Below are 12,553 nucleotides of genomic sequence, written 5' to 3' on the forward strand. Positions count from 1 at the left end.
CCGGGTCACGAGGTGGGGCATCGGCTGTATTGATCCGGCCGACAGGATCAACGGCAGACGTCTCATGAGAGGTAGCTAACGCCTGTGATCTGAGCCGACAAGGCAATCTGGTTCGGGATCCTTTGCCAGCAGAACGACGGGCGGCCTGAAGCCGCGATCAGCTTCATTGACTTGTTAGCGATTACCGGCGATATCGCAAAAGTTGTTCGATCAATTTTATGGATCGCAATGCCTAACCTTTGTCTTTCCCAATACCGCAAGAGATGTTTCCCGTGACAGGAAAGCCTGATTCTGGCGAAGTCTTGCTCCTCGCCGCAGATATAATTTCCGCGTATGTCAGCAATAATGCTGTTCAAGCGAGTGAATTACCTAACGTCATCTCTGTCGTGCATACGGCGCTGCGAAGACTTGGGACGCCTGATGTATCGACGCCGCTGCAACCGGAGGTCTTGAGACCCGCGGTTTCGATTAGGCGATCGATTACACCGGATTACCTGATCTGCCTCGAAGACGGGAAAAAGTTCAAATCGCTCAAGCGGCACCTTCGCACGCATTACGAAATGTCGCCGGAAGATTATCGCGCCAAGTGGAACCTCCCCTCGGATTATCCGATGGTCGCGCCCGCTTATGCGCGGGAGCGGTCGCAACTCGCCAAGGAAATGGGTCTCGGTCAACAGCGTCGCTTGAAGAACCGCTGAGCCGCTGACCTTAATGGTGAACGGCTGCTTCGGCGCCAAGCGCCTGAGCCGCATCGCGCTTGATACGGTCTACCATGGCCCGCACGCCATTCGATCGTTGCGGGGTCAAATGTTCGGTCAGACCGAGCCGGGCATAGACCTCTGCGGCGTCGAGCGCGAGAATATCGCGCGCCGCCCGGCCCGAATAGAGCGCCAAGGTGATGGCGATGAGACCTTTGACGATGTGGGCGTCGCTATCGCCCCGAAACGTCAAAATCGGCGCATCGCCCTCATGGCCCACGGCGGTCTCCAGCCAAACTTGGCTGGCGCAGCCCTTCACGCGGTTGGCTTCGGAATGCGCGTCCGTGGGGAGCGGGTCAAGGTCGCGCCCAAGCTCAATCACGTAGCGATAGCGTTCTTCCCAATCGTCGATGAAGGCGAAGTTCTGTTCGATGTCGTCAATGCTCGGCATATCGATCCAACTATCGGTCGCGTCTCTTTCTGTCGGCAGCCTGGTTGGTTCGCAGCAGCGTACTGACCGTCCTGGTACCTTCACGGAACATAGGGTTGCGTCGGCAGGATCACCACCATCCGATTAGCGCACCGCGCTTTCGTTTCGGGCCGTCAGCACAGGACCGGCCCATCCGCGCTGGCGGTCGGATGCCGTCAACGTATCGCGGGACGACGTGCGGATCGCGCCAGTCGCCAAGGCTTGCGCCGCGGCGCCCATCGATGCGGGGATGACCGTCCCGGTCACCCATCCGGCGCAGGCAGCCGGTGCGACGCGACACGCGCGATCGAGCGACCTCGCTGCAACCTGGCCGGCCTCGCTCGCCGATGTCGCGACCACGTCCGAGGGCCGGGGTGCGTTCGGCAGAAGCGACACGACGATCCCGATGCAGATCGCCGAACGAACAAGGAAAAACATGAAACAGGCGCTCCGCAGCATGCCGATGGACGGTTGCGTCACTCATCAATAAACGGGGCGGCCAAAGGTCTCCTCAAACCTTTGAGTCGAATGGTTCGGGAAGCCGTATCGCTTCCTTAACCTTAACGGCGGGAGATCGAGCTGCGAGATTGGCGTCGCGATGAATGGCCTGTGCGACGGCGGCATCGACGCATTACTTGCATTTGCTCGCCGTCTCGCGGTTGTATTTAGGGTTCGCTTAAGGCCGGCCCCCCATAGTGCTCTCAAGACGCAGCGTCGATTGCACGTGGCGTGCGGAGCGTGGCGTGACCGTTCTATTGAGCTTGCTGAATCATATCGACCGGCTCGTCCATCCCGACGCTCGCGCTTCCGAGGTCGAGCGTGTGCGGCATGGCTCCTTCATCGCCACCCGCCTTGGCCTGTTCCTCGCCGCCATCGTCATGGTCCCAATCGGCCTCGCGTCCGGCCATGTTCCGACCTTGTGGGATGCGCTCGTGCTGGCGTGGCTGACGCTGCCCTTGGTGGCCGTGGGCTATGTGTCGAGAACCGGCCGTTTAAGGCAGGCGGAAGTGGCGTGCCTGATCACCTGGGCCGGCTTTGCGGTCACGGCTTGTTTCGCCGGCGGTCTTAGCCTCTATGGCGCCTATGCGTTGCTTCTTCTGATCCCGCTCGAGGCGACATCCGGGTCCGATCCGCGCCTCGTTCGTTTCGCTCTGATCGGTACCGCGCTGGTCGGGTTGGGGCTTGCGATCGCGGCTCGATCGGGGGCTGTGGCCGATCTCGGTGCCGATATTCCCGTCACCGATGCGATCATCGTCGGTCCGGCGCTGGCCTATTGTATCGTGCTGGCGCTGGTGGCGTCGTCGCTCCAGCGCTTGCGCGATCGGCTGCACGGTCTCGGTGAGCAGCGTTACAAAGTGTTGTCCGAAGCGATCGGCGATCTCTTGCTTCGCTACGATCGGGCTGGCGGCGTCTTGATGGCCAGCCGCGAAGCCGAACAACTTTTCGGCATCCGACCGCGCGACCTTCTCGGCCGCGGGTTCTTCGAGCGGGTGCATGTCGCGGACCGCCCCGCCTTTCTGAAGCTGTTCAGCGATGCCGGCACCTTCGGCGGCAATGTCTCTGCGCGCTTGCGTTTACGGACATCGTTGGTGGATGGCGATGCTGCCCGACGCGACACGCCGGTCTTCGCCTGGATCGAGGTCCGCGCACGGCGCTCCGACACGTGCGAGCAGGCCGCGAGCCCGGCCGATCCAAGCATCATCGCGATCGTGCGGGACATCACGGCGCAGGTTCAGCACGAGCAGGCGATCCAGCAAGCGCGCGCCGAGGCCGAGCGCGCCAATAGCTGGAAGGATAGTTTTCTCGCCAATGTCAGCCATGAACTCCGTACCCCGCTGAATGCCATTATCGGTTTCTCCGAAATGCTCTCCAGCGAGTCCTTGACGCCGCGCGATCCACGAAAGCAGCGGGAATATGCCGGCATCATCACCACCTCGGGTCATCATCTCCTGTCGGTCGTCAATTCGCTGCTCGACATTTCTAAAATCGAAGCGGGTCGCTTCGATCTCGAGCCCGAGGCGTTCGACGTCGCCGATCTGATCCGCACTTGTTCCGACATGATCGGGCTGAAGGCCGAGCAGGCCGGCGTCGCGATCGCGCAGGACACGTCGGGCTTCAGCGGTGCGATCGTCGCTGACCAACGCGCCTGCCGGCAGATCGTGATCAATCTTCTGTCCAACGCTTTGAAGTTCACGCCGCGCGGTGGTCAGGTGACGATCACGGCCAAGCCGCAAGGCACGTCGGTGCTGATCGTCGTGGCCGATACAGGGATCGGCATTGCGGCGCGCGACCTGGCCCGGTTGGGCAATGCGTTTTTCCAGGCGAAATCCGGCTACGATCGTCCCTATGAGGGAACCGGACTCGGCCTGTCGGTCGTGCGTGGCCTCGTCGGTCTGCATGGTGGCACCATCGCGGTCGAGAGCGCGCTGGGGGAGGGAACCCGCGTCTCTGTTCGCTTGCCCCTCGATTGCCGGATTGTGGGCGCAGGTCTCGGCGCCGCCACGATCGAAACCGTTCCGCGCTACGCGAAATCCCCCGTGTCGGCCGTCATGACCGACCTCCCGAAGGTGCAGAAAATTGCGTGAAGCCACCATGTCCGATCTTGGGGCGGCTCGACCCCGCAAGGCCTCCGGCAAGGGCGGGACATCCGCTCGCGCCTCGAAGGCGAGTTCGTTCCGGTCGAAACTGCGGCGCATTCGCCCGCAAGCCATCACGGGGATCGCGAGCGCCGGCTTCGCGGCCATCATGGTCGGGATCGTGCTGAACGCGGTGGTGTTCCAGAAGGGCCGGCATCCGGCGCCTCTGTTCGGCTCCGTCCCCGCGGTCGCGAGCGCGCCGCATCCAACGATCCTGCCGCCGGTTCGCGTGCAGGCTGCCGCGCCACAGCAAAACCTCGCCGACCCGCCGGTTTCGAATGCGGCTGCCCCGTCGCCGCATCCGGTCCCGGCTTCGGTGCGTCCGGCCCTCGCGCCCGCCGCGAAACCGAAGGATGGCATCGCGCAATTTCTCCGTGAGAAGCCACAGGCCGATCCCCACGCCACGGCGTCGATCCCGCGTAGCGCGTTGATTCAACCGGGTGCGGCCAAGCCGGCTGTCACCGGCAAATTGGCAGAAACCCACAAGCCGAAGATGCGCCCAGGGCAGCATAATCCAGCCGTGAAGACAGCTGCGGCGAAGCCGAAGGCGACACCAGCCGTCCCGGTCGCCAACTGAATGTCGGAGCGGCTCCGGTCGGATTTTTGGGTCGGCGCTTATATCAGGCGCTGCTCCAGCGAGGGCGTGGTGGCGATGTTGCGGCGGCGCGGAGCCGCAGAGGCAGGTGCCATCATGGTCAAGGTCGACCGGCTGGACGGCACTGCGACGCTCTATGCGCCCGCACCACAGACCGCCTTCGCCGAACGCGGCATCGATCGCTTGTTCGCTCGCGCCCATACTGAGGATGCGATCGCTGTGATGGACGCGGAAGTTCGCCTGAAGAGCCAGATCCGCTTCGACCCGGATCTTTGGATCGTCGAAGTCGAGGACCGGACGGGACGCTCGTTCCTCGACCTCGACGAGACCTGAGGCGCGTCGGTCCTCGAGGTTAAGCCGTCCGCCGCGCCTGCGGGACGGGGGTGTCGCGACGGATCGGAGCAGCCTCGAGAGGTCCTTGTTCGATGCGGTTTGTCGCCGCTGCCGTGCTCGGTACGACGGTACGGCGAAGCGGCTCGGTCCCGCTTGCCATCGCGGCGATCAGCCGTCGCGCAGCGTTGGGCGACACGATCTCGACAATCCGGGTGAGCGCGCGCACCTTGCCGACCGACCGGCCGATGCGTGGATCCCCCAGGATGAAGACGCGAGCCGCCATCTCGGGGGAGGCCCCAACAGCCGCGAGAGCCAGCGCCAGGACTTCGCCGCCTTCCTCATGCATGAGAGTCAGAAGAGACGTCCCCTCGATTCCGAGCGCGCGACTGAGCGAACTCTCGAAAGCATCCCGTTCGCCGCACATGACCAGCCGGTCCATATGGGCGAGGCTGGCGGCGGTTGTTCCATCGAGCCTGCCCCATTGCCGCTTGCCGAGATCAAGCCGCCGTGCCGCTTCGATGATGGCGTGTCGACGATCGGTGTCGACGATCGAGAATAACGGCGCAAGGTCGATCGGGTCGCTCTCGCGCAGGGCGAGAAGCTGGCCCAACGCGCTGTCTGGATCGGCCTTTGCGCGCCGCACGAGATGCTGGAAGAGCGCTCGATCCAGCGTCACCGACCGGTTCGCGGCGAGCCGACACAGCACGACGGCTTCCGGCCGCTCCGCCAGGGCCGCGATCGTTCTCGACGTCAAGGTCCGCCGTCCCGCGACGCCGGCCGCGACGTCGGTCGTCCCCCATGTGGCGGCGGCCGTCAGCGTTTCGTCGTCGAGGACCGCATATTCATAGACCTGCAGGGCGATCCGGCCTTGCTCGGCGATGAAGCGCTCGAGAAGCGCGCGCGGCGTGGCCGGGTGGCGCGATAGTTTTTCGGCGACGATCAGCCTTGCCTCGGCATCGGCGTTGTCGAGGAGGTGCGACACGATGGTGACGAACTGTTTCAGATCCTCGGGAGCGTGATGCTGCTTCCGCACGAACATGTCGACGACGACACGCAGCAGCACGGGCCGGATGTTCACGTCGGGGGATTGTCCGAGAGCCACGAGCCTTTGAAGAGCGACGGGAAGATCGTCGATGGCCGGCATACGCGAAAGCCTCATGAACAATGAATTGATCGGACCCCGCAAACTACCCGATGTTCATTGACGCAACATTAACCTTCGAAAACCGTAATGGAGCCTCGCGCAGATGCTGATCACGGGTTCAGCGACGCGAGTGCCATCGCCTCATTCGGGGAGAGCGAGGCAATGATCAGGCAGGCCGCAGGCTCTGGTGGCGGGGAGTTGACGTATGACGAACGTGATCGCATTCCAGCCGGGACGGGTCGGCTCAACGGCTTTGAACGACGACGCCAGCATCCGTCAGGACGCCAGCATCCGTCAGGAGGCCAGCATTCTATTCTTCACTGGGGTTCGATATGTCCGGGACGAACCTGACCAGGAGCGTCCTATGGCCCACGGTGTTGTCGAGACGCGGGATCAGGCTGTGATCGACCTGGCGCCGTCCGGCCGGATCGACCGCAAGCAGGCCTGAGCGGTTCCAAGCAGGCCTGGGGCGGTTCAGCCTCGCGCTACTTCGGCGTGGCGGCCGCGCAGATGAGGGCGGCAGCCTGTCGCTCGGCTGCCGCGCGTTGGCTCGGCGCGGTTGCCAAGGCTTGAGCCTCCACAAAACCTTTGGGCTCGGGGACCGACACGCGAAGCTCTTGGCTCGGCTCATCGTCAGTCTCGCGAGCGTCGAGTGCGGCAATCTGTTCGTCCGTCGCTAATGTGAACGCCAGCACACCATGCGACGCCGAGCGGTTCGTCAGCGCGTAAAGCGCGCGACCGTGGCGTCCATGCACCGAGACACTGACGAAGTCGGTGTCGGCCACCTCGAGGCTGATGTGGACCGGGCCGGCCGTGAGATCATAGCGACAAAAGGCCGATGCGATCGCTGGATCACGAAAGCCAAATTGGGCGTCGTCGACCGGCGACGCGAGATGGGTGCGAAGCGGCGCAGCCGTGATGGCCACGACTTTCGCATAGCCATCGGCCTTGCTCCATCGCGGAAGTAGCAGCAGGGACGCGATATGAACGATGCCGGCCACGAGCACCGCCACGCCAGCGTAGAAGAGAGCGTCCAGCAACCGGGCTTGCCACGTTGCGGCGCTGTTGGCAGGGGGAGCTAGTCGCATGCGGTCTTGACCACGGTCGGCAACGCAGGAACCGGGCCACCGCCCAGCAAGGCTGCACTCAGCGGCGTGTCGTAAAAGCTCAGCATCAGGGTGAAACGTCCTGTCGCCGGTGCGGGCAGCCAGTTGCCGGGCCGTGCCGCTCGGGCGACCTTGATCGTGAACCCTCCATCTGCCACACGAAGGAGCTCGGCCGATGTGAACCCGGCTCGAATCAGTGGTGGCGTCGGCGATTGGTCCGGCAGGCCGCCGTGCGGGTCGAGCAGCGTCAGCGTCCAGAATTGCGCGACCGGCATCGGGCCTGCGACGCTGTAGGTGCAGCGGGCGGTCAGGGCCGATCCATCCTGATCCGTGGTAGCGAGGAATTGCAGCCCCGAAGCGGCCGCGAGCGGGATGCGTCCGTGTTTGGCGAAAATCGCCTTGGCATAGGGATCGGGTTGGGTCGAGCCGGCCGCCGGCCATGCGGTCCAGACGCCGCTGTGCACGGCCCCTACCACGGGTTGGCCGATGCAGGCCACATAGGTTGCACCGAGACCCAGGGCCGTGCCGCCCGCCACGGCCAGGACGAACTTGACGAGCCGCGCCAGACGAGAGCCTAGCATCGAGGGGCCGGACCGGCGAAATGGGGGGTGGTCTGCGTCGTCGCCAAGCCTATTGCAACCCTGTCCTGGCCGCACTGGCTTGGCCCGAGAGATCGCTCGAGCCCGAGGCGACGTTGAGTGTATCGCCAGCCGACCGCTGTTGCCCAGCCGACCGCATCAAGGCGCCGATCTCCATGATGATGCTGGCGGAGTGTCGCGAGAGGGTCGCGGTCCGGGCCGTGGCATCGGCTTGGCTCGGCGCGTCGCCTTGAGGCTGCGACGCCACGGGCAGGGCTTTGCGGACGTCCTCGACGCCGAAGGGCGGTTTGGTTTCGATCCCTTGGTGGGCGAAGGCCATGATGTCGTGCCAGGTCATGGCCGGAAGGGTCCCACCCGTCATCTTGTTCATCGAGGTGTAATCGTCGTTGCCGAACCAGACGGCGCCGACGTAATTGCCGGTGAATCCGCAGAACCACGCATCGTGGTAGCTGTTGGTCGTGCCGGTCTTTCCTGCGACCGTGACATTGTCGAGCCGCGCGCGTGTCCCCGTTCCCTCGGTCACGACATGGGTCAGCATCGTGTTCAGGGTCGCGACATCGGTGGCCGGAACGACCTGCTCGGGCTTCGGTCCATCCCGGTCGTGCCGGTAGACGAGATCGCCGAGGCCGTTGCGGATTTCGATCGCGGCATAGGGCGGCACGCGCTTCCCGCCATTGGCGAAAGCCGCATAGGCCGACGCCATGTCGACGACGGTCACTTCATCGGCCCCAACCGGCAGCGACACCGTATCGTTGAGCGGTGTCGTCAGGCCCAATTTATGGGCGTTTTCGACGATCTTGGCTCGCCCGATCTTGGCATTGCCGTTGCCGATCGCAATCGACAGTTTCACCGCGATGGTGTTGAGCGAATGAGCGAGCGCGTTGACCAGCGGAAGTGCGCCGGCGTAGCGGTTCTCGTAATTGTGAACGCACCAATTGCCGATGCAGACGGGTCCATCGACCACGATCGTGGATGGCTTGAACCGCCCCGTCATCAGCGCCGTGAGATAGACGAAAGGCTTGAACGATGAGCCGGGCTGCCGCTGGGCATCGGTGGCGCGGTTGAATTGGCTGGCGCCATAGTCCCGCCCACCCACCATCGCATGGACCGCGCCATCGAGATCCACGATGACGGCCGCGCTCTGCTTGGCGTGATAGGAGGGGCCATTCTGCCGTAGCTCGTCCTCGATCGTGGCTTCCGCCTTTTTCTGCAGATCCATATCGATCGCGGTGCGGACCGTGAACACGCGAGTTTCGCCAAGCTTGTCGTCCGCGACGAGGCGACGAACTTCGTCATAGGCGTAATCGAGGTACCAATCGGGCGACACGTCGCGGGTGCGGTCGACCGGGGTGGCGGGATTTTCACGCGCCGAACGGACCTCGCCTTCGGTCATGTAGCCCGCGTCGACGAGATTGCTCAACACGTCATAGGCGCGGGCGCGGGCCGCCGGCAGGTTGATGTGGGGCGCATATTTGGTTGGCGCCTTGAACAGGCCGGCCAGCATCGCGGCTTCCGCGAGCGACACGTCGCGAACCGACTTGCCGAAATAGAATTCCGAAGCGGCTTGGATCCCGAAGGTGCCCCCGCCCATGTAGACGCGATCGAGGTAGAGCTGCAGGATCTGCTTTTTGGTCAGGTGGAATTCCAGCCAAACCGCCAGATAGGCCTCGCGGATCTTTCGCTCGATGGTGCGCTGGTTCGATAAAAAGAGGTTCTTGGCGAGCTGCTGCGTGATCGAGGAGCCGCCCTGCACGACGCCGGACGAGCGCGCATTCACGGTCAGGGCCCGCATCGTGCCGATGATGTCGATGCCGAAATGCTCGTAGAAGCGCCGATCCTCGGTCGCCAACACGGCTTCGGTCAGAAAGGCCGGCATGCTTTCGAGTGGAACGCCGTCATCGTGCAAGATGCCTCGCCGCCCAATCTCGGCCCCGTTCCGGTCGAGGAACGTGACGGCCAGATCCTGCTTCTTCAACCAATCGTCCGTGGTATCCTGAAACGCCGGAACCGCGAGGATGAGAGCCACGATCGCGCCGCCGAGCCCGAGCGTCAGCGCCTCGCAGGAGAGCTCGACCGCAAGCCGTCGGATGCCGCTGACATGGAACCTGTCCATGAAAGCTGAGAAGTCGGCATAGGCCGTCTTCGAGCTTTCGCCGCCGGCATAGATTGTGGAGTCGAACCAAGCGTCGACCGACAAGAGCGCACGCGCCACCCTTTTGCCGAAAGTCGACGTCCGGAAGCTTTGCAACACGCGTCAATACTCCCGCCTGCCGTCGATCGTCCGTGGCACGCGTCGGTTCCCGCCCGAGCGTCCTCTTGACGCTTGAAGACGGAAAGCGCAAGTCCGCATCGGAGCGGCGGGCGACCGACTGTGCGATTGCCCGTTCGCCTTATGCCACATCGCCGTCACGGGACGACTTACCATATCGATCATATGAGCGACCAACAGGACGAAAATGCGCCCGCGAGCCCGGAAGCTGAACCCTTTTGGCGCAAGCCTCTCGAGGTGATGACAACCCCGGAATGGGAGAGCCTCTGCGACGGTTGCGGGCGCTGCTGCCTTGTCAAGCTTGAAGACGAAGACACCCGTGAGGTTTATTTTACCGAAATTTCCTGCGCGCTGCTCTCCAAGGCCACCTGCCAATGTTCCGATTACCCGAATCGGCAAAGCAAGATCCCGGATTGTGTGAAGCTGACACCTGAGATCGTGCGGACGATCGGATGGTTGCCACCCACTTGCGCCTATCGGCTCGTGGCAGAAGGCCGCGATCTGATGTGGTGGCACCCCTTGGTCTCTGGTCGAGCCGAGACGGTCGATGAGGCCGGCGTCTCGGTGCGCGGCAAAGTCGCGGCGTCGGAAGATGAGGTCCAGATCGACGATCTTCCCGGATATATCGTGGCATGGCCGACCAAAGTGCCGGCCCGCGCTCGCAAAAAGGCGATGGCGGCCGGCGCGAAGCGCCCCGGGGGCAAGCTCCCTTGACGGCCACCCGGTTCGGCGCGGTCAGCGCGTCGTCCACTCTGCCAGAACGGCGTCGATCCAGCCCTTCTGCGGGGTGAGCCAGATCGCCTGCGTGAGGTCTCCGCATTGCGCCGAACCCCGGCCGGCAGACCATACCATCAGGGCCGCGACGACATCGCTGTCGGCCGCAAAGACGGGGCCACCTGAGTCACCCGTGCAGGCGCCAAGGCCGCGATGATCAGGATCCTCGGCCCAGAGAAGCAGCGTGGACAGCGGCGCTCTGGTCGTCACCGTCGCGAGCCGCAACTGTCCGGAGCTCGTCGCATCGCCCTCGCGGGTCAGGCCAAAACCGGCGAGCCTATAACGCGTGCCGATCGCGGCCGAGGGATCACCACCGAAAAGCGCCGGACGGAAGCGGTTCGGGAGCGGTGCAGGCAGCCGGATTAAAGCCAGATCGATCGATCGTTCGCGCGTCCTGATCGCATCGGCCCGATAGCCGGGATTGCGGCGGATCTCAACCGTGTCGAGCAGCACAGGCGCATCGGATGTGTCGCGGAAATGCACCTTTACGGCTGCGCCGGGTGGGACGCAATGCGCGGCGGTCAGCACCGCATTCTGTGCCACCACAAGCCCGGAGCAATAGCCGGCGATGCGACCTTTCAGGCTCAGGACCATGACGACACGCGGCGCGATGCTCGATCCCTCGGTGGAGGGCCCTACGATCGCGCGGGCCGGTGCGGCGCCAGCGATGACGAAAAACGACGCCATCACGGCCGCGCCAAACAGGTGGCCCGCAGCGATCAGCCTCGGCCGGTTCGACGACCTGGGTGGAAACGACCGCATGCGGATCAGCGCGCCGACACTTTGCCGAAGCTTCCATCGACGAAGATGAGAGCGTCGACGATCGATTTTTTCCACAGTGCCCAATTGTGGTCGCCATCCATGACGCGGAAATCCACGTCGAGACGGTTCATCTGCATGGTTTCGAAAAACGCGATTGATCCTCGCCATAAGAGATGGCTGTCGTCATCGCCGACCGACAGATAAATGGCGGGCAAGAGCTTGCCCGTATCGATCGCTTTGTTCAGCAGGGTGAATACATTCGAGGTATTGAAGCGCTTTGGATTGAACGGTGTGCCGAACGCGCCGCCGAAATGCGAGCCATCCGGCGGGAGATCGACACCGATCGTGACGGTCGCCGGATCGACCTTTTGAAAATAGGCGATGGCTGGCGCGCGATCATGCGGCGGGAGTGGGGCCGACCCCGCGTTCATGGTCGATGCCTCGTCGGCCGGGAGGGGGATGTTCTGCCAGATGGCCGGAGAGAGGGCCGCGACCGCGCCGTATCGATCCGGGTCCGACAAAGCGAAGCGCAAGGCCCCATAGCCGCCCATCGAGACACCCGCGATGGCGCGGTGAAGCCTGTCTTTGGCGACCGGCCATGCGGCATCCACGGCCCTTGGCAGGTCGCGTCCGATCGCGGTCGCGTAGTCGCCAGGGCCGCCGATCGCGCCCGAATCGACGTACCAGGAATTACCCGCGTCCGGCATCACGACCAGCACGGGCCGAATGCGCTTCTGGGCAATCAAATCATCGAGGGTCGCCGAGATGTTGCCCAGCGTCTCCCAGTCACTGCCGGCTCCGTTCAACCCGTGAAGCAGGTAGAGGACCGGCCAGCCCGTCGCTGGACGCTGACCCGACGGGACATAGACTTGCGCGGTCTGATCCTTGCTGAGAGCAGCGCAGTGATAATGAAAAGGCTGTAGCGTCCCAGCGATCGCGGGAAGCGCCACGGCACCGAGAACCAGCACGGCGAGGGCAAGATCGATGAGGCGTTTCGAAACCCGAGCTATGGACATCGACTTTTCCGGTACGGAGCTGGCCGGCTGGCCAAGCGGCTCCAAATTTCTATGTCTAAAGTAGCGCCACATGGACGCTGCATATCAGGATCACAGTGACTTCGACTCAGTAGGTACGGAGTTTCACGAATGAATGACATCGAGCCGGAGGG

The 12,553-nt window shown here is 63.7% G+C and carries 14 protein-coding genes; 6 read left to right on the plus strand and 8 right to left on the minus strand.

Translation table 11 applies throughout. The features are described 5' to 3' along the window. Window positions 1-272 precede the first annotated feature (272 nt). Window positions 273-698, plus strand: coding sequence for a MucR family transcriptional regulator (locus LGH83_RS00815; protein WP_319799586.1), 426 nt, complete (start codon window positions 273-275; stop codon window positions 696-698). A gap of 10 nt (window positions 699-708) precedes the next feature. Here the strand turns inward: LGH83_RS00815 and LGH83_RS00820 are convergent, their stop codons facing one another. Then, window positions 709-1,149, minus strand: coding sequence for a SufE family protein (locus LGH83_RS00820; RefSeq protein ID WP_131115800.1), 441 nt, complete (start codon window positions 1,147-1,149; stop codon window positions 709-711). 123 nt (window positions 1,150-1,272) lie between these two features. Next, entirely contained in the window at window positions 1,273-1,605 is a 333-nt protein-coding gene (locus tag LGH83_RS00825; RefSeq protein ID WP_227400237.1) for a hypothetical protein, read from the minus strand. Window positions 1,606-1,910: 305 nt separating this feature from the next. Here LGH83_RS00825 and LGH83_RS00830 point away from each other — a divergent pair, with 305 nt between their 5' ends. From LGH83_RS00830 to LGH83_RS00840, 3 genes are read left to right on the plus strand one after another with little or no spacing between them, the layout of a single operon-like run. Next, entirely contained in the window at window positions 1,911-3,752 is a 1,842-nt protein-coding gene (locus LGH83_RS00830) for a PAS domain-containing sensor histidine kinase (RefSeq protein ID WP_227400238.1), read from the plus strand. After that, complete coding sequence (locus LGH83_RS00835) at window positions 3,745-4,380, plus strand: hypothetical protein (RefSeq protein ID WP_227400239.1); 636 nt, start codon at window positions 3,745-3,747, stop codon at window positions 4,378-4,380. The genes LGH83_RS00830 and LGH83_RS00835 overlap by 8 nt, the downstream gene beginning before the upstream one ends. Further along, window positions 4,381-4,731, plus strand: coding sequence for a DUF1491 family protein (locus LGH83_RS00840; protein ID WP_227400240.1), 351 nt, complete (start codon window positions 4,381-4,383; stop codon window positions 4,729-4,731). 19 nt (window positions 4,732-4,750) lie between these two features. Here LGH83_RS00840 and LGH83_RS00845 read toward each other — a convergent pair whose 3' ends face one another. Next, window positions 4,751-5,875: a DUF2336 domain-containing protein gene (locus LGH83_RS00845; RefSeq protein WP_227400241.1), complete on the minus strand. Its 1,125-nt coding sequence runs from the start codon at window positions 5,873-5,875 to the stop codon at window positions 4,751-4,753. A gap of 205 nt (window positions 5,876-6,080) precedes the next feature. Here LGH83_RS00845 and LGH83_RS00850 point away from each other — a divergent pair, with 205 nt between their 5' ends. Then, complete coding sequence (locus LGH83_RS00850; RefSeq protein ID WP_227400242.1) at window positions 6,081-6,323, plus strand: hypothetical protein; 243 nt, start codon at window positions 6,081-6,083, stop codon at window positions 6,321-6,323. 37 nt (window positions 6,324-6,360) lie between these two features. Here LGH83_RS00850 and LGH83_RS00855 read toward each other — a convergent pair whose 3' ends face one another. Genes LGH83_RS00855 through LGH83_RS00865 form a run of 3 tightly spaced genes read right to left on the minus strand, consistent with a single transcriptional unit; the run spans window position 6,361 to window position 9,831 of the window. Then, window positions 6,361-6,963: a hypothetical protein gene (locus LGH83_RS00855; RefSeq protein ID WP_227400243.1), complete on the minus strand. Its 603-nt coding sequence runs from the start codon at window positions 6,961-6,963 to the stop codon at window positions 6,361-6,363. Beyond that, complete coding sequence (locus LGH83_RS00860) at window positions 6,954-7,562, minus strand: DUF1214 domain-containing protein (RefSeq protein WP_227400244.1); 609 nt, start codon at window positions 7,560-7,562, stop codon at window positions 6,954-6,956. Before LGH83_RS00860 ends, LGH83_RS00855 begins: the two co-directional genes overlap by 10 nt. Window positions 7,563-7,611: 49 nt before the next feature. Beyond that, window positions 7,612-9,831 carry a transglycosylase domain-containing protein gene (locus tag LGH83_RS00865; protein ID WP_227400245.1) on the minus strand — a complete coding sequence of 740 codons (2,220 nt, stop codon included), beginning with the start codon at window positions 9,829-9,831 and terminating at the stop codon, window positions 7,612-7,614. Between the two features lie 183 nt (window positions 9,832-10,014). On the opposite strand from LGH83_RS00865, the gene LGH83_RS00870 reads away from it, so the two are divergent. Next, entirely contained in the window at window positions 10,015-10,563 is a 549-nt protein-coding gene (locus LGH83_RS00870; protein ID WP_227400246.1) for a YcgN family cysteine cluster protein, read from the plus strand. Between the two features lie 21 nt (window positions 10,564-10,584). Here the strand turns inward: LGH83_RS00870 and LGH83_RS00875 are convergent, their stop codons facing one another. After that, a complete protein-coding gene (locus LGH83_RS00875; protein ID WP_227400247.1) occupies window positions 10,585-11,310 on the minus strand; it encodes a S1 family peptidase in 726 nt (241 codons plus the stop codon). 80 nt (window positions 11,311-11,390) lie between these two features. Continuing rightward, complete coding sequence (locus LGH83_RS00880; protein WP_227400248.1) at window positions 11,391-12,401, minus strand: alpha/beta hydrolase; 1,011 nt, start codon at window positions 12,399-12,401, stop codon at window positions 11,391-11,393. Window positions 12,402-12,553 lie beyond the last annotated feature (152 nt).

The sequence above is a fragment of the Lichenihabitans sp. PAMC28606 genome (genome assembly GCF_020616535.1).
Classification (GTDB): domain Bacteria; phylum Pseudomonadota; class Alphaproteobacteria; order Rhizobiales; family Beijerinckiaceae; genus Lichenihabitans; species Lichenihabitans psoromatis.

What these genes read in the sequence shown, in the direction of transcription:
- LGH83_RS00820 (WP_131115800.1), bottom strand. Translation starts at nt 1,149, where the DNA reads ATGCCGAGCATTGACGACATCGAACAGAACTTCGCCTTCATCGACGAT.
- LGH83_RS00825 (WP_227400237.1), bottom strand. Translation starts at nt 1,605, where the DNA reads ATGTTTTTCCTTGTTCGTTCGGCGATCTGCATCGGGATCGTCGTGTCG.
- LGH83_RS00840 (WP_227400240.1), top strand. Translation starts at nt 4,381, where the DNA reads ATGTCGGAGCGGCTCCGGTCGGATTTTTGGGTCGGCGCTTATATCAGG.
- LGH83_RS00845 (WP_227400241.1), bottom strand. Translation starts at nt 5,875, where the DNA reads ATGCCGGCCATCGACGATCTTCCCGTCGCTCTTCAAAGGCTCGTGGCT.
- LGH83_RS00850 (WP_227400242.1), top strand. Translation starts at nt 6,081, where the DNA reads ATGACGAACGTGATCGCATTCCAGCCGGGACGGGTCGGCTCAACGGCT.
- LGH83_RS00855 (WP_227400243.1), bottom strand. Translation starts at nt 6,963, where the DNA reads ATGCGACTAGCTCCCCCTGCCAACAGCGCCGCAACGTGGCAAGCCCGG.
- LGH83_RS00860 (WP_227400244.1), bottom strand. Translation starts at nt 7,562, where the DNA reads ATGCTAGGCTCTCGTCTGGCGCGGCTCGTCAAGTTCGTCCTGGCCGTG.
- LGH83_RS00870 (WP_227400246.1), top strand. Translation starts at nt 10,015, where the DNA reads ATGAGCGACCAACAGGACGAAAATGCGCCCGCGAGCCCGGAAGCTGAA.
- LGH83_RS00875 (WP_227400247.1), bottom strand. Translation starts at nt 11,310, where the DNA reads ATGGCGTCGTTTTTCGTCATCGCTGGCGCCGCACCGGCCCGCGCGATC.
- LGH83_RS00880 (WP_227400248.1), bottom strand. Translation starts at nt 12,401, where the DNA reads ATGTCCATAGCTCGGGTTTCGAAACGCCTCATCGATCTTGCCCTCGCC.